This is a genomic window from Pseudobutyrivibrio sp. AR14, assembly GCF_900101325.1.
Classification (GTDB): domain Bacteria; phylum Bacillota; class Clostridia; order Lachnospirales; family Lachnospiraceae; genus Pseudobutyrivibrio.
The window spans coordinates 53358-69862 of the sequence record NZ_FMUY01000010.1; the positions used below are offsets into that span (position 1 = coordinate 53358).

Sequence of the window (16505 nt, forward strand, 5' to 3'; positions counted from 1 at the left end):
CAGCGCTTTAGCCTACAGCACTTCTCGCCATTTGATAGCTAACGGTTTTCTTTACCGCTTTCAAGCTCTTCGAGGATTTCGTCGGCTGTTACGATTTTGTCGAAACCTTCTGTGCTTTCGCGCTTAAATAATACACGAACTGTCATGAGGATGAGCTTTAAATCAAGTAAGAAACTATAGTTTTCTATATACATCAAATCAAGCTTAATCTTGTCGTAAGCTGATGTGTTGTACTTGCCGTAGATTTGAGCGAAGCCTGTAAGACCACCCTTTACCTTACTTCTGAATTCGAATTCAGGGATGGCTGCAGTGTACTTTTCTACATGCTCAGTACGCTCAGGGCGAGGTCCTACTATCGACATCTCTCCCTTTAAAATATTGAAAAGCTGTGGCAATTCATCAAAACGAATACCACGAATGGCATGGCCCACTTTTGTGATACGGTCATCATCATCTGTGGTAGGGCGCTGCTCAGCATCCACAACCATGCTCCTGAATTTCAGGATATCAAATACCTTACCATCCTTTGTAACACGGGCCTGCTTGTATAAAACTGGGCCATGGTCCTCTAGCTTAATTGCTATTGCAATAATAAGCATCGGAATAGCTGCTAGTACTATTGCAATTAGACTCAACACAATATCAAAGAATCTCTTAACGAAAGCCTGCTCTGGAGTGAGACCAGTTGTATTAATCATCACAAGAGGAGTATCAAACTGATGAATGCCCTCGCCTCCTGCAATAATTACATCAGAAATCTTTGGTGTGATATATGTCTCGATGTTGTGCATATAGCAATGCTTTAACAAATCATTTCTCTGCTCGGCACTAACATCTGATATTACAAGTCCATCATAATCGTCAAGCATCTTGAAAATAACATCCTCACCCTCGTCAATGCTGACAATCTTTTTAATATTGTAGCTATCTGCTCTAGTGTCCATCTTAAGCTTCAGGCCAACTGATTCCTTATTTCCATATACCATCAAAAGCTTGCTTGCCTTAGAGTGACGCTCGTAGATGGCAAAGAATATATATACGCAAATACCTGAGATAACAAAATCTCCAAGCGTAAGAAGTAGCATATGTCTCACTGGAATCATCGCATTAGCCATAAGGCATAACTGTAAGTATGTCACCATATTTACAATTATAATTCCAATCCACTGTGAAAACAGAACATCTGCTATCTTAAGGATTCCGTATTTGAATCCCTCGCACAGATGAATTACTACAAGCATAAGGATAAAATATATGCCCATCAGCACATACTTACCACGTCCTAGAAAAGGGAAAAAGTATGCCCTATCAAATATCCTATACTTCCACATGAAGTAATATGCAATTGCCATAACTAAAAGCTCGATTAAGCTCTCAATTTTTCTAATTGTATTTTTATTTTTCAATTTTCTTATCCCTAAAAATTACTGTTCTATTTTCTTCAGTATCAAATCTGCTATATATTCCATGTCTTTTGAATCATAAATCTGAGTGATAGGAATTGGTACCAAATGCTTAGAAAGATGCTTCTCAAAATCATTTGTATATTTGGATTCTTCTATCCAACGCCACCACCTTGGAACAAATATCTCATTTTCTACCAGATATTCACGAACTCCGTCTACGTCTATAAGCAATGGATAAACCATAGGTGCACCATTTTCTAGCTTTATATCAAGCTCATTATACTTCCCCAGCAAGTTATGGATAGTATTGAAATTAACAGTTCTTCTATTATTTACCGACTGTAGGTCAATAGACTCCATAATAGCTGTTGTGAGTTTCGACATAAGCCGCATGCCCTCACCATTAATATGCTCCTCATTATCTTTGGATAAACCATAAGCATCGTTCGGCCCTGTTTCGATAGATTTCAAAAGAAAGCTTGCTGTATCTGCGCTCTCTCCCTGCTTTAAATCAATCACAGGAAGTGTATCTGCAACTAAGTAGGCCCCGTCAGGCACGCCAAAAAACTTGCGGCAACTGTAAGCTGAATATGTGCCACGCAAAGGCTTTGTAAAAAAGCCCTGTGTATTATCAAACAAAACATGACTATGCTCAGCAATAATATCCATCTGCTTGGTATGTGTCATGATACCAAAATAATTCGTATATACGAATAATGCTCTATCATCAAATCCACCTTCCGGTGCAATAGGCATAAAGTCCTTATCAATATTGTAATAAAGAACATCTACGCCAACATCCAAAAGGCCTGCCTCAACAGTCTTGCAGGTATAATAAGGTATGTAGACCTGCTTAAATCCACCAGCCAATGCTGCATATGCAATAGCACTGCGCCCAGAATTAAGTGCTACATAATCAAATCCCGGAAAGAAATCAGTATTTATTTTTTTTAATTCCAGAGGAAGACACCCGCCGTACTGTTTCATTGATACCTCATTTGACAAAAAATTTATTTATCGAAACGTCCCACAAAATCCATTGTGCTGCAATCCTTCATTGGGAACTCTACAGGCTCACCTGTTGCAGCTGATTTATATATTGCAAGAACCATCTCAAGAGCGCGGCGTCCAGCCTCACCATTTACGTATGGCTCTCTATCATTTTCAATAGCATCAATTACATCTCTATAGAGCTTTGAGTGACCAAATCCATATACATTTGGAGGAAGCTCTGAACATTCTTTTTTAACCTGCTCTGGCTCATCGATATAATCTGAGAAGTTCCACTCCTCAAGAAGATTTACAGCATCACCGCCAGCCTTAACTGTACCCTTATCGCCAAAGATATAAAGAGTCTCTTCAAGATTCTTAGGAAATACATTAGTTGTACCCTCGATGATACCGTAGCTTCCGTTAGCAAACTGAACAAGGGCAATACCTAAATCCTCTGCCTGGATATAGTCATGCTTTAATCTGTCAGTCATACCTACAACACGTACTACCTCATCACCCATCATCCAACGGAGAAGGTCGATATCATGGATACACTGATTCATAAGAGCACCACCATCCTGCTCCCATGTACCACGCCAAGAAGCTCTGTCATAGTATTCATGATCTCTAGCCCATCTGATGTGAGCTGTACCATATAAAAGACGACCAAATCTGCCCTTCTCAAGAGCTTCTCTAATCATCTGGATTGACTTATTAAATCTATTCTGATGGCAAGCACATACCTTAACACCTTTCTTGTGTCCAGCCTCAATAATTGCATCTGCATCCTTGAGAGAAAGAGCAATTGGTTTTTCAATAATGACATTACAGCCAGCCTCAATACAATCTAGGGCAATCTGAGCATGCTTACCAGACTCTGTAGCAATAGCTACAAGCTCAGGCTTTTCATTTGCAAGCATTTCCTTATAGTCTGTATACTGCTTAACATAATTTGCATCTAAATCAAATTTCTTAATCTTATCTTCTGTGTTCTTAAGGTCCAAATCACAAAGTGCTACCAAATCAAGACCTGTCTTCTGTGAAGCTACTACATGGTTTGGAGAAATACGTCCACAACCGATAATTGCATATTTCATTTTATTTTCCTCCTAAGAAAATGATTCATTCTCGCCCTTTTTTAGTATACAGTATGCAACTAGATAGGCGAAATATGGAGTCATGTAATTATAAAACATGTCTAATCCCAAATCTATAAAAAGGAAAGACACCATTATCGAAAGAACCAATATGATTACCTGCTTGTTCTTAGACATAAATGATTTGATAAGCACATATACAGGCAACCAATAATATAATATAAATCCTACAATTCCAAATCCAAAAAGAATTTCCATGAAATTGTTGTGGATATGAATATGTCTATAATTAACTACACCATCTACCTTATACTCCTCAAGCTGAGAATAAGGCATCTCTTTAAATGCATAAAATCCATGTCCAAATATTGGATGCTCACCAAAGTGTTTCTTAAATTCTGCCGTAACAGCCATACGCTGTCCTGTACTAGTGTGCAAATCATACTCTGTATCGTTAAGACTGGTAAATAGCTCAACAAATCTAGCACCAATAATTCTATATAAAAGTGGTACTGACATAATAAGAATTATACCTAAAACACCTGCTATCCCTAGCACCAACAAATTTCTTCTAAGAACTTTTTTATCCTTAGAAGTTCCAATAATCAAAATAATAAATACAAATGCTAGTGGTATAATCGCTGCCTTTGCCCCTGAAGCAAATATCAAAAATATCCCAAGAGCTGCTGGCAAGGCATATTTTTTCCAGCTTTTATTTACATATATATTATAAATGACTGGAATCAAAAGTATGATTATAAAATTTGCAGTATCTACACAGGTGCCCGCTGGTGTAGCTCCTACTCTTGATTCTGATATGGTACCATCAACCCACTCTCCCCATACATAGTCATATTTCAAACTAGTGATAAGAGTAGTTACGATAGTAAATGAGCCTGCTACAGATAAAATATCAAGCATATCATCCATATTATAATAGAGGATAATCATGATAAGAATAGCTGGTACAATTGTAAGCAGCGCATACTGTCTGCTGTACATATCTGTATAAGTTCCAATTTTGAAATGCCCATAGATGAACACTAAAACCGAGAACAAAAACACCCATAATATTGCTGGATTTACAATCGCTTTTTTTATTGTTTTCTTGTCATTAAGACCAAGATAACCACAATACAAAATAGTAAGTCCATTAATTGCCACATTAATGAGCATAAAAATCTTGCTGTAGACTATCCCCAAATCAAATCTGGCAAAAAGCAATAAGCTTATTAAGCATATGGAAATCAATTTCTTATTCTTTTCAAGAAACATATAACATTATCTCCTAGAATCTAAATCCATTTGGTGAAGTATTATAATATCTAATCTCTACACCCATTTCTTTCAACTGACCTGCCAGTGCTCCCGCTGTGTAGTTAGCACTAGTCATAATCCATTCAGGTGTATCAAAAATAGCAATCTGAGGATCTACCGCTTCGTAGAAGCCTGTATCAAATGGAATACTATTATTACCATGGTGTCCGCACTGCAAAATATCTGCATGGAGCTTATCTCCATAGGTCTCAACTAGATAGTCTCCCATGTATTTTGTATGGCAGTCACCACATATTAGTATGCTGCGATTCTCTGTCTCCATCTTAAATACTAGTGATGCATCATTTGGAATGTCTTCTGCAGAATCTATCACCACATCGTCACAAGCATTAAAGAATGTAAGCTTTAGATTGTCACTAAACTTCAGAACGTCATCTCTGTGAATATAATTTATGTTGTCAGCATCCTTTGTGAGCTCCATAAATTTATCATAGCTATCCACATCATCCCACTCCTGTGCTACTGAATGGAAAAGCTCTGAATCTAAAGGAGTGACATAAATATTGTCTATTGTAATACCCTGTGGGTCCTCATAGATTGTATTAAATCCATCAATGTGATCCTTGTGATAGTGAGTCAATATCCAAGCATCTACATGGCCACCATACTGATTAATCACATATCGAAGTAAACTCTCATCCTCAGCATGACCACCATCAACTACGATAAGTGAGCCATCCTTTTGGTTGTACATAAAGTAGCAAAGTCCTTGGTCTCCTGATTCATCTGCATAGTTCATAAGAATCCATGCTGAGTCTGGTGGTGTAAGTACCGCATAATAAGGCGTCCTGCCATATACTTCAAACCCTGCATCTGTATATGCATTTAAAACACTCTCAGCTGCAGATACTACAAGGAAATCAAGCTTTTTGCTAACGCAGTAATCTGAAATCACCTGGGTATCAGGATTCTCATTTGTTAGTTCATAGGCCTCATCTGGTAAATACCTAGAATATGGCATAGAAAATCTGGAATCCATCTGTCTTAAATAAACAGCTATGTCCTGGGGTGCCATTATCTTGATTTTATCACCTTGATAATCAGCAAAAATGTCACATATTGTGACAACATCCTGCGGTACCTTATTGCGATTTTCTGCTTTTGTGTACCAGCTTTCTGAATAGATACACTTACCAATTAAAACAATAGCAAGCGCTGCCACTGCCACGGCTGCCATCTTTTTTATACCTGTAAGCTTTGATAATAAAAGTGTGATTCCAAATGCTATTATAATTAAAACAGGTATTAAAGAGAAAAATCTCTTGTAATACTGATCAAATGTGCTGGCCTCTAAAAAATGTTTGCACACATAAAAGGATACTGGGTTATAGATAAAAACCAGCACCAAGCAAGAATACCAGAGGAAGGCATATCTTTTTATCTTTTCTTTTTCAAATACTAGTATTCCAATTAGAGAAAGGGTAAAGAGAGCTAAGAAGCCTATTCCGCCCCAGTATTCTCTAGTAATACTAATCATCTCTTTTAACCAAACCATTTATACCACCAATTGATATCACGGCCGCGTTTAAAGAATACCTCTCCATCTGCGCGGTGCATATCTTTAATAAGTGCTGACATAAGTGTGTAGAAAACTACAAGATAAATTACTCCAAATAAGCTAGAAATCAAATATCTTAAATCAACAATTTTTCTGTTATAAATGCTCATCGCAATCCATGCTGAAACAACAGTGATTGTAATTAACAGAGCAGACATTGTGGTAAGTGATGCTGCTCCAAGTGAAATCATAGCAAGTGATATCACCTTGTGTTTATCGAAATTGTTCTTATAGGTTTCAAACAAATAAATAGTAAAGAAGGGAATTGCTACAGCTGTAAGCAAAGCCTTTCCCTGCCAAATTGCTCCAAGTAATCTAAATGTAGATGAATAGTGAGAATAAAGGCCAAATATGTTAGCTACTGATAAAAGTACTAAGAAAATAAATCTATTCTCTGCATCCTTAAAAATAAAGCTTGCAATATAGTAATAAACTATATATGCAACAATAAGAAGGATTACTGGCATAATAGTGTGACATACTGTAGTCACTTCAAAACTAGAAACCTTTGCCATGTATGCTATAAATGTAGGCCATGCTGTAACAGCTCTTTTCTCAGCAGTATATGGCATCTCTCCATTGACATAATTCGCATATGCGATAGTATCTGTCGTAATAGTATCCTGGCTATTTACCACATAGTCATAGTCATCATAAGACCACTCATTAATCTCATAGGCAAATGCAAAATATAGCTGAACAACCAGCATTGCAATAAAAGCTATCATGTAAATCCCAAGAAACTTATTAGCCTTGATTTGATTTAATTTCTCTGAAAGCCATTTTTTAATATTTCCTATGCTTGCCTTGATTGCAGTCTTGTCTTTTACCATCCAAACTATGAGCAATATAGCAATCACAACAGAATATGCAATGCATAGAGCTGTAAAACAACCAGTAAATGGCTCTGTAAAAGTGTTCCAGTACTGATGCCACTCAAGTAAAGAACACAACACATAAAATATAGCAAAAGAGCCAAACAACCCAATTATATAGGTTGCTATGGCTGAATCTTTGTTTTCTGTCTGCTTGTATGTAATTAGTCTACCTAGTGCTACAGGAATGATTGTAAAGTGTAGCAAAAAGGCTATCGCTCTAATTATTATCATCTAGTTCTCTTTCATCGTAGATTTAGATTAAACTATTTGTTTTCAAATCTCTTTTGCATTAAGCACTTTGCGAACTCAAAATCAATCGGATAATCGATGTCGATTGAATCCTCACGCTTCATAATGTAAGCAACTGTGTTGTCACAGTAATAAGTTCTCTTAGTCTTAAGCAAGTCATAATCTAAGATATAAATAGCACCATTAGGCACAATATATGTCTCGTTGTTCTGACGATTAGTCATTGTGATGCCCTGACCAAATCCCGCATTGTGAACTCGACCATTTTCATCTAGCTTGTGATACCAGCTGGCTGGTACCTCTGCCTCTGCAAATGAAATAAGCGTAGTGGCACCATCTGCCTCAAACTGAGCCAATGCCTCCTCAATATGTGTCTCATTTCTGAGAGGAACTGTTGGAAGAAGTACCATAAACTTCTCAATCTGCTGGCCAGTCTCATTCATAACAAACTCTGTTGCATGAAGATACACATCAATAGCTGAAGCTGTGTCGCTTGAAAGCTCTGCAGGACGCATAAATGGAACCTCTGCCCCATACTCTCTAGCTACATTGGCGATAGCTTCATCATCTGTAGTGACAATAACTCTATCGATGCCCTTAGCCTTTTTAGCAGCCTCAATTGTCCAAGCAATCAGAGGCTTGCCGCAAATCTCTTTTATATTTTTCCCTGGGACTCCCTTAGAGCCTCCTCGGGCTGGAATAAATGCAATCATGATCTACACTCTCTACTATCTACGCCAGTCACAGCTACAAGCCTTAGATACTCTTTGCCGGACTAACATGTCCTTGCAAAGAGCACTAAGAGCTTGATGCTTACTGGCTAGTATATAAAATAATTTATTATTTATCACAGCCCGTGTAGGCTGCAAATACATTCACGTAAAAACAAAAAGATATTTGCTCTACGGTTAGAAGTCACCCCACTGGAAAAGTTCGTCGGCTGTGATGTCGCGCTTTAATTCTTTGCCGATTAACATCTCGTAGAACTTAGGTGAAATGGCTGTACCAGGGCGCTTGTAGTCAAGGTCATCCTCTGTAAGGATGTGGCCTGCCTTCATGTCGTGAGCTGCCACGATAGAGCGCTTGTACTCACCTCTCTGATGCTCGCTCTCGTTAACTATCTTGCGGTAAGAGCCCATCATCTTGTAACCCTGCTCTGCTGCATCGCAGATAATCTTCATCTCTTCTGGGTTAGCTGAAATCTTGTGATCCCAACCCTTCATGTTTTTGTCCATTGTAAAATGCTTTTCAATGATGCAAACATTTTTAGCAATAGACATGATTGGTGCAACCACACCAAATGTATGATCAGAATATCCTGTAGGATAGCCAAATGCCATGCGATACATATCGATATTGTTAAGGTTAACCTGCTCGTCAGCTGGTGGATAGATTGATACACAGTGAAGTACACAAATCTCCTTGCATCCGCCTGCCTCGATAGCTGCGATAGCATTAACTACATCATCCATACCAGTAAGGCCAGTAGAGATAACGACTGGAACGCCCTTGCTTCCGATGTACTTAAGGAATGGAACGTTCTCAACATCCATAGATGCTACCTTGATAAATGGAACATGAAGCTCATCTACAAGGAGATCAACACCAGCCTTGTCAAATGGTGTTGATGTAAAGTCGATATCAAGCTCATCACAGTATGCCTTGAGCTCAAAATGCTGCTCACGTGTAAGTGCATATGCCTCTACGATTGACTCAAGTGTATAGTCTGTACGATTTCTATAGTCGTCTCCAAGGAAGTAATTGTCCTCGTAGTTCTTCTTTGAAAATACATTGCTCTTTGTAAATGACTGAAGCTTGATGCAGTCTGCGCCGCACTCTTTTGCAGTCTTAATCATTGTCTTGGCAAGCTCCATATCACCATTGTGATTAGCTCCAAGCTCTGCGATAACATATGGCTTCTTGCCACCTGCTACCATATCCTGATAATTAAATCTCATAGGAATCCTCCATAATTATATTGCTCCACCAGTAGCCATTGTGGCTGACTGATGTATCTATTTTATTAATATCCAATACCTTAAGATCATCGTAAAGATGCTTAAAGTATGGATAGCGTTTAGCTAAGTTACTGTAGTGGGTGAGCTTGACGCTAAGTTCCTGCTGCACATCATGTGTGGTACCCACCTGATTGTTGTCGTGAATACGGTAGATTGTAGCTGCATTTTTGACCAGCTTTCCAGGACCAATATCCATCAGAAGTCTTGTGTAAAAATACCAGTCAAATACAGGGCAATCCCCCTCTGATAAAGTATCTATAAATGCATCATCAATCATGTTTAGATTAATAGCAGCAATAGACATTCCGATAAAATTTGACTGGGAAATAGCTCTAGCGGAATCCACCCTGTCAGGCAAATTCTCAAGCACTACTTTTCCATCTTCCGTAACTAATTCATTATAGTAGAAAGCGTATGATTTGTCTAATTGGTACGCCTTTTTGTACTCTTCAATTCTGTTGAGAGCAAATGTATCATCTGCATCTGAAACTACTAATAAATCATAACCTGCTTCCTTTGCGGCACGGATCATCTCTATACGCGTCTGAGCAATAGATACATGCCTTGGCTCTAGGTCTACGAACACATCTGCATCCATATTAAGATTTTTCAATTCATCTTTTGAATAATTGTCATTTACAATCAACACATCAAATTCCGAATCAGTCTGATGAAAGACGCAGTACATCAAATCATCAAAATATTCTCGTGCCTGCTTGTAAATAACTGTTCCAAATGCTACTTTCATATTTTTCCCTTTACAACAGAAGACGAGCCTTGCTCGCCTTCTTAAATGTCAATTTATAATTATTATAACCTTTTGTTTTCCTGATGAAAAACAAATCCTTCACTCTATTTTAGTGCTCTTCTAATTTTAATTTTACAGCTACAAATCCTTCAGCATATCCACAGTGGTTACCGTAGCCCCAAATCTTATTGCGCTCGATATTTGTCTCAAACAAGTTACCCTGTCTGTTGTGAGCTGCCTCATAGCACTGAAGTGCTGCACGCTTCTTATCTACGTAATCTGTCACATCCACAAAAACATTTGGATAGAATGATTCGCCAATGATATATGGATTTGACTGGAACATAAGAAGGTTATCGCAATGTCTAGCTGCTGTATAGCAAATCTGATTAGCTGCTAAGTGATCTGTGTTGTAATCCTCCTTGAAGTGGAAAATACATGTATCAATGTCGTAATCTGAGATAACCTTTTCAAGAGCCTGCATAGTCTCCTGAGTGTAAGTCAAATTACCATATTTAGCTGCTGGGAAATCGATTTCCTTTGCGCCAATAGCTGCACATGCATTAGCACTGTTCTCTCTACCTGTCTCTGTTTTGATATCAAGGTTCATCAAGTCTGACTTAACTTCTGTATCTGTCAATGTGATTTTGTATACATTATGTCCCATAGCAACATATTTTGCCATAGTACCGCCTGCACCAAGCTCCGCATCATCAAAATGCGCTCCGATAACTAAAATATTATTCATGTCATACCTCCTTCGGGTAATTAATAAACTTAGTATATGTACAAAAAATATATTTTTGAACTTTAAAAGTCAATGCGCTTATTAGACAAATTATCTCAAATAAGAATCCATTTGGTCCATAAGCTGCTTTTTATTAAAGTTTTTATCGTTATATTTTTTTGCGTTTTCACTCATTTCCATTAAGCGCTCTTTAGACATGGCTGCCATCTTGCAAATATTTTCAGCAAGCTCTTCAGCATTTCCAATATCTGAGCACATACCGCAGTCAGCCTCGCTGATAATTCTGGCTGTCTCGCCCTTTGCAGATGCAATAATAGGCATAGCGCAAGCCATATATGACTGAAGCTTAGCAGGAATAGTCTTAGCAAAAAGCTCATCGTCGGCAAAAGATATAAAGGCCGCATCTCCCTTGGCAAGCTGCGATGGAACCTCTTCTGGGCTAACCCTACCTACAAATTCAAACATATGCCATACGCCATTTTCAGTAATAGCAGCCTCGAAGCTTTTTCTTGCTCTACCGTCGCCAACAATTGTAAAGCAAATGTCTTTCTTACCCTGCTCTTTAAGGATTTTCGCAGCCTCAGGAAGAATCTCTAAGCCCTGGGCCTGTCCAATATTGCCAGTGAAAATTACATTAAAGCCCTGATGTTCCTTTTTAGGAAGTGGCTGATAAAACTCCTCCGCATACTGAGGCCAAAAACTAACCTTATCATGCTCACTCTCATCTACGTATTTACGAATCGAATCAACAAAGCTTGGACTGGTTCCCCAAATATGAGTACAGCCCTTGTATATCTTTCTAACCATTCTCTCTATAGGCTTAATCACTATAGGTGAATGGATACCTGTAATCATCTCAACATTTTCAGGCCACAAATCCTGAACGTATAAATAGCATGGAATCTTATGTCTCTTAGCAAATCTCACGCCAACCATACATTGATTCATTGGCGAAGTCTCAAACATAAAAACCTCATCCGCTTTTATTTTTGAAAACAGCTGCCACCAAAAGCCAAAGAATGGAAAGCTGAAATAATTCAGAATCAATCCAAGCTTATTATGACCTGGAGCAATAAGTGGAATTCTAAAAATCTCCACACCATTTATATTATCTTTTGTATGTTTGAACCAGCTATAGCCTGGGAAAAACTTCCCTGTTGGATAATTAGGAGTGCCGGTCACTGCAGTGACCTTGTAGCCTCGCTTTACCCACTCGAAGGCCATGTCGTTTATCCTAAAATTCTCCGGATAAAAGTGCTGGCAAATTATTAAAATATGTTTCTTTTCCAAGTTTTTCTCCCGGAGGTTACGTTCACAAGCCTTATATTACTCCGCTCATCTAACACGATTCGCTTGAGTAATATAAGAGCTTGCTAACTACCTCCTACTTTTACTTCCTTTAATATTTGCTTGTTACGGTCTCAAGCCTGAGATATTGCTTTCGTCAACTAAATGTTTCCTTCAGCAACACTCAGAGCTTGATACTTACAAGCTATTTTTACTTATTTATTAATTTGCTACGGACGTGCTAGAATTTCAAGACAGTTTTAGCCGGTACACCAACAACTTCGCAGCGTCCCTTAGTGTTTTTGATTACGCAAGAGCCTGCCCAAATGTGGGTCTCGTCGCCAATTTTTTTGCCCTGTACAATCTGTGAGCCTGTACCTACTTCAATGAGATTACCAAGAGTACATGCACCTGAAATGTTTGCATTAGGATTAAGTGTATTGTAATCACCTAACACCGAGTCATGAGCTATTGTGCAATTAAAATTAATCAGATTCTGATTGCCAATTTTAACATCTACTGTAATGATGGCTCCTGCACATATTACATTACCCTCTCCCATCTCTACTGCATCTGATACGATAGCAGTTGGATCTATAAGATTAGGGAAATGTACCTTAGGATTTTTCTTGTAAAGCTCATATAAAAACTTGCGTCGCTCCATGGAACCCATAGCAATTACAACATCCAAATCCTCTGTAGTTTCAGTGATATAGCTGTCATCACCAATGACGCCTTCGCCTGGCTCTACATCAATAAATCCTAGTATATTCCAAGTTGGTGTCACCTCATTGATACGCTCTGCCAACCATTTTGTCTCTTTACCAGCACCACCGGTACCTACAATAACAAGATTTCTCATGTTTTCTTCCTTTCAAATTTACCGAAATCCATTTCGGCGAAATTCATTTCGGTTAAGCCTTGCCATCATTGATAGCAATATTCTGACCGTTTATCATATCGGCCCCGTCAGATAATAAGAACTCAATTGTTGGAACCACCTGGTCTACGGTAAGGTTCTTGCCCTGTGGCATTGAGCTTGCATTCATTTCTTTTATTAAATCAGGAAGGTCCTGTAAAAATCTAGTGTCAATCATCTCTGGGCTCACGCCATTAACTGTGATCCCCTTGTCTGCATACTCTGCTGCAAGTGACTTCATGAGACCAAGGCATGCGTATTTTGCAGTTGTATATACGCTAGTATATTTTGGTGGCATCCCTATCGTGCAGCTTGTAAGCATAAATACAATCTTGCCATATTTCTGCTTGCTCATAGCAGGGAGGAAATCCTTTAAGATATCTACTACTGGTCTAAGGTCTGTCTCAATATTCTCCGCAAAATTACACCAATCCTGCTTCTTAAAGTGCTTGTTCTCCATTGGAAGAGCTGCCAAATGAACTATATGATCCGGTGTCAATTCCCGCTGCTCCATAAAATCAAGCATCTTTCTTACAGACATGGCATCAGAAAAATCAGCCTGAACCATTACAAGCTTATCTCCAAGCTTCTCCTCTAATGGTAAAAGTCTATCTACGCTGCTTCTGTAATGCGCCACAATAACATCATAGTTGTCAGCAACTTGATTTATTAGAGCACACCCTACTTCTGAAGATGCACCTGTTACAAATAGTATCTTGTTTTCTCTCATGAATATATTCTCCTAAAAGTCAGGTATAAGAGGTCTACTAGACCTCTTAACTCTATACCACCAATATTTGCATTTTTCCTCTAAGTACCTTTTTACCATTTTGATTGGTAATAGTCACCTTCAGCTCAAGCCTCTGAACACTCTCTATTAACTCAGTAATCTCGCCCTTTACAGTAAGCTCATCACCTATGTACACAGGATTTGCAAATTTTGTCTCCACCTGCTGAATTAGACTGCGCTCACCTGGAATATATACCCCAGCAAGAGTAGATAAAAAACTAGCTGTAAGCATACCAAATGCCACCCTACCCGGATGGCCTTTTGATACTGCAAATTCTGTGTCATTATGAAGGGGATTCACATCACCTGTAATGTCCCTAAACTTAGAGAGCATATCCTCTGTGATTGTGACATCAAAGCTCTCGCTCATTCCCACACTTAATTCTTCAAATTTGTAATTATTCATAATTATTCTCTCGCTAGTTACGTTTACAATCCTAAGCTGTTTCCTCTGGGAACTAACATGTTCCCTGCCGGAAACACTTAGAGATTGTCAACTACTAGCTATTTCTACCTAGTTCAATTTTGATAATATCGTGTCCACCATCTCACCAACGTTTTTGAGGGCCTGGATTTCCTTCATATCAAACTTCACGTTGAATTTCTTCTCACAGGCCACTACAAGATTGATCTGCTCAAGTGAGTCCCAATCCTCGATATCATCTGCTGTTGTAGCATCTGTAAGTTCTATTTCATCATCATCGAAAACATCCTGAAAAATCTCAGTTAATGTCTCAAATACTTCTTCTCTAGTCATTGTATTCCTCCGTTAATAAATGCTTATGATATTCCTACTAGTTTTAAAATTTCTGGCACAGGCTGACCATCTCTAAGATGTAACAAGAAGTAAAGTGTGCCACACATAGCAAATATAAGAACTATGTTTTGAATATATATAAGCGCTAAGGCTTTTTTGTTTTCTTTTGCATCTGTTCCAAGCGCAACAGATAAACACATATATATTGGAATCAAATATCTGTATGAAATCTGGATTCTCTCGCTTCCCTCAACAGGGGTAAATCTAACGAGACAACCGATAAATACAGCTACAAGGCAAAGTAACAATCCAAGCCCTAGAATTACATACTGCCATGGCTTGATTCTTTTGCCCTTGTTAATTACGATTCCCACAATCAGACATATTAAAAGTAATACTGTGCACGCAACTGGAACTGTTGCATTAAGTCTTACATGTCCGATTTCTGCACCGATAACATGCTTGATGTTGTACCAGAAATCTACCTTGATACCATTCCATGCAAATTTAAGAGTCTCAGGAATATGGTCCTTGAAATAATACCAAGTGTAGGATGTCATAGTATCATCCTGCTCTATTGAACCATCCCATTTCCAGAATATTTGGCTGTAAACCGCCCAATAATATTTAGTAACAAGCTTTTTACCTACTACAATTATTCCTGCAAGTACCACTGCAAGAATACCATACTCATACCACTTTTTACTGAGTCCTACATCCTTCCACCATTTCTTAATTGGAATCATAAAGAACCAAACTCCAAACAGTGCATAAACAGTCTTGTTTGGAATGAGCATAGCCATACATATTGCAATTATTATAATATCCCACGCATGAAGCTTTACATGATCCTGACTATAGTAGAGACACATAGTAAGCAGCAACAGCGAGAATAAAATACTCATATTGTCATAAGAATATGATGAACAAAGCTGAAGTATGGTAGGGAACAATGCAAATGAGACAATCTGCAACTTACCAACTGGAATAATCTTTAGACAGAACCATCCCATGAAAATAAGTAGGAGAGAATTCATCATTCGTCCCATAAAAATAGTTCCAGCAAATCCAAAACCTAGCAATCTAGCAATGGCCATTCCTGCACCAGAAACAAGATAACGTCTTGCTCTAGCAGGATACTCATAGCATGGTACTAATTGCTTGGCCTCTTCTGGGCAATGGAACCAATTTCCATCTGCAAGCACCTGATACTGATAAGGGAATGTAATATCTACTGTTGGAAGTAAGATATAATCCTCAGCCCTCATCTCAAAGTATGTAGTACCCTGAATCCATCTACCCCACTCCTCCTGACGCTCAGTCTCGAAGTCGTGGTCTTTCATACCAAGTAAGATATTTGAGCAGTGATAAGCACCATAATAATGAGACACCTCATCTACACCAGAAATAGGTGGCATAACAAGCTGCATGCTGATGCTCCAGCCCAGTGCCAATACCACAAAAACTCTTGGATAGCTCCACTGCTTATCTAGCAACAAAAATCTAAGTAAATAAACAGTTGTTGCAATCATTATCAATAAGATAAAGAGAAAATATCCATTATAAAATTTAGATTTTGATGTGTTAAAACAATTTAAAATAAAGAATACTGTAGCAAAAATTGTGCCTACTGCTGCTAAAAGAACCGCACCGAGTCTAAATGCCTTATCCTTTGTCATTGGACAAAAAAAGCTTTTGATTTTTTCCAAAACAAGTCCT

Annotated in this window: 16 protein-coding genes; all 16 read right to left on the reverse strand. The window is 38.4% G+C overall.

What is annotated here, in order from left to right:
• Positions 1 to 38: 38 nt before the first annotated feature.
• The 16 genes from BLP50_RS10045 to BLP50_RS10120 all read right to left on the reverse strand — a co-directional run bounded on the left by BLP50_RS10045 (position 39) and on the right by BLP50_RS10120 (position 16495).
• Complete coding sequence (locus BLP50_RS10045) at positions 39 to 1406, reverse strand: sugar transferase (protein ID WP_090154287.1); 1368 nt, start codon at positions 1404 to 1406, stop codon at positions 39 to 41.
• 18 nt (positions 1407 to 1424) lie between these two features.
• A complete protein-coding gene (locus tag BLP50_RS10050) occupies positions 1425 to 2393 on the reverse strand; it encodes a hypothetical protein (RefSeq protein ID WP_090154289.1) in 969 nt (322 codons plus the stop codon).
• Between the two features lie 23 nt (positions 2394 to 2416).
• Positions 2417 to 3496: a Gfo/Idh/MocA family protein gene (locus BLP50_RS10055; RefSeq protein ID WP_090154291.1), complete on the reverse strand. Its 1080-nt coding sequence runs from the start codon at positions 3494 to 3496 to the stop codon at positions 2417 to 2419.
• Between the two features lie 12 nt (positions 3497 to 3508).
• Positions 3509 to 4771, reverse strand: coding sequence for an O-antigen ligase family protein (locus BLP50_RS10060; RefSeq protein ID WP_090154293.1), 1263 nt, complete (start codon positions 4769 to 4771; stop codon positions 3509 to 3511).
• Between the two features lie 13 nt (positions 4772 to 4784).
• Positions 4785 to 6329 (reverse strand): ComEC/Rec2 family competence protein, encoded by a 1545-nt coding sequence (locus BLP50_RS10065; RefSeq protein WP_090154295.1) that lies wholly within the window; start codon positions 6327 to 6329, stop codon positions 4785 to 4787.
• Positions 6317 to 7501 (reverse strand): DUF6077 domain-containing protein, encoded by a 1185-nt coding sequence (locus tag BLP50_RS10070; RefSeq protein WP_090154297.1) that lies wholly within the window; start codon positions 7499 to 7501, stop codon positions 6317 to 6319. Before BLP50_RS10070 ends, BLP50_RS10065 begins: the two co-directional genes overlap by 13 nt.
• Positions 7502 to 7533: 32 nt before the next feature.
• Positions 7534 to 8232, reverse strand: a complete 699-nt coding sequence (locus BLP50_RS10075; RefSeq protein WP_090154298.1) for an acylneuraminate cytidylyltransferase family protein — start codon at positions 8230 to 8232, stop codon at positions 7534 to 7536.
• A 195-nt stretch (positions 8233 to 8427) separates the two neighbouring features.
• Entirely contained in the window at positions 8428 to 9477 is a 1050-nt protein-coding gene (locus tag BLP50_RS10080) for an N-acetylneuraminate synthase family protein (RefSeq protein ID WP_090154300.1), read from the reverse strand.
• Positions 9467 to 10285, reverse strand: coding sequence for a glycosyltransferase (locus BLP50_RS10085; protein ID WP_090154302.1), 819 nt, complete (start codon positions 10283 to 10285; stop codon positions 9467 to 9469). Before BLP50_RS10085 ends, BLP50_RS10080 begins: the two co-directional genes overlap by 11 nt.
• A gap of 109 nt (positions 10286 to 10394) precedes the next feature.
• Positions 10395 to 11033 (reverse strand): PIG-L deacetylase family protein, encoded by a 639-nt coding sequence (locus tag BLP50_RS10090; protein WP_090154304.1) that lies wholly within the window; start codon positions 11031 to 11033, stop codon positions 10395 to 10397.
• A gap of 90 nt (positions 11034 to 11123) precedes the next feature.
• Positions 11124 to 12323, reverse strand: a complete 1200-nt coding sequence (locus BLP50_RS10095; RefSeq protein WP_242869255.1) for a glycosyltransferase family 4 protein — start codon at positions 12321 to 12323, stop codon at positions 11124 to 11126.
• A 238-nt stretch (positions 12324 to 12561) separates the two neighbouring features.
• Entirely contained in the window at positions 12562 to 13182 is a 621-nt protein-coding gene (locus BLP50_RS10100) for an acetyltransferase (RefSeq protein WP_090154308.1), read from the reverse strand.
• Between the two features lie 52 nt (positions 13183 to 13234).
• Positions 13235 to 13969 carry an SDR family NAD(P)-dependent oxidoreductase gene (locus BLP50_RS10105; protein ID WP_090154311.1) on the reverse strand — a complete coding sequence of 245 codons (735 nt, stop codon included), beginning with the start codon at positions 13967 to 13969 and terminating at the stop codon, positions 13235 to 13237.
• A gap of 52 nt (positions 13970 to 14021) precedes the next feature.
• Entirely contained in the window at positions 14022 to 14435 is a 414-nt protein-coding gene (locus tag BLP50_RS10110) for a MaoC family dehydratase (RefSeq protein ID WP_090154313.1), read from the reverse strand.
• A 108-nt stretch (positions 14436 to 14543) separates the two neighbouring features.
• A complete protein-coding gene (locus BLP50_RS10115; protein WP_090154315.1) occupies positions 14544 to 14786 on the reverse strand; it encodes an acyl carrier protein in 243 nt (80 codons plus the stop codon).
• Positions 14787 to 14809: 23 nt separating this feature from the next.
• Entirely contained in the window at positions 14810 to 16495 is a 1686-nt protein-coding gene (locus BLP50_RS10120; protein WP_090154317.1) for a DUF2142 domain-containing protein, read from the reverse strand.
• Positions 16496 to 16505: the final 10 nt, after the last annotated feature.

Coding starts and splice junctions, on each gene's coding strand:
- BLP50_RS10050 (WP_090154289.1), bottom strand. CDS start 2,393: ATGAAACAGTACGGCGGGTGTCTTCCTCTGGAATTAAAAAAAATAAAT.
- BLP50_RS10055 (WP_090154291.1), bottom strand. CDS start 3,496: ATGAAATATGCAATTATCGGTTGTGGACGTATTTCTCCAAACCATGTA.
- BLP50_RS10060 (WP_090154293.1), bottom strand. CDS start 4,771: ATGTTTCTTGAAAAGAATAAGAAATTGATTTCCATATGCTTAATAAGC.
- BLP50_RS10065 (WP_090154295.1), bottom strand. CDS start 6,329: ATGGTTTGGTTAAAAGAGATGATTAGTATTACTAGAGAATACTGGGGC.
- BLP50_RS10070 (WP_090154297.1), bottom strand. CDS start 7,501: ATGATAATAATTAGAGCGATAGCCTTTTTGCTACACTTTACAATCATT.
- BLP50_RS10075 (WP_090154298.1), bottom strand. CDS start 8,232: ATGATTGCATTTATTCCAGCCCGAGGAGGCTCTAAGGGAGTCCCAGGG.
- BLP50_RS10080 (WP_090154300.1), bottom strand. CDS start 9,477: ATGAGATTTAATTATCAGGATATGGTAGCAGGTGGCAAGAAGCCATAT.
- BLP50_RS10085 (WP_090154302.1), bottom strand. CDS start 10,285: ATGAAAGTAGCATTTGGAACAGTTATTTACAAGCAGGCACGAGAATAT.
- BLP50_RS10090 (WP_090154304.1), bottom strand. CDS start 11,033: ATGAATAATATTTTAGTTATCGGAGCGCATTTTGATGATGCGGAGCTT.
- BLP50_RS10100 (WP_090154308.1), bottom strand. CDS start 13,182: ATGAGAAATCTTGTTATTGTAGGTACCGGTGGTGCTGGTAAAGAGACA.
- BLP50_RS10105 (WP_090154311.1), bottom strand. CDS start 13,969: ATGAGAGAAAACAAGATACTATTTGTAACAGGTGCATCTTCAGAAGTA.
- BLP50_RS10110 (WP_090154313.1), bottom strand. CDS start 14,435: ATGAATAATTACAAATTTGAAGAATTAAGTGTGGGAATGAGCGAGAGC.
- BLP50_RS10115 (WP_090154315.1), bottom strand. CDS start 14,786: ATGACTAGAGAAGAAGTATTTGAGACATTAACTGAGATTTTTCAGGAT.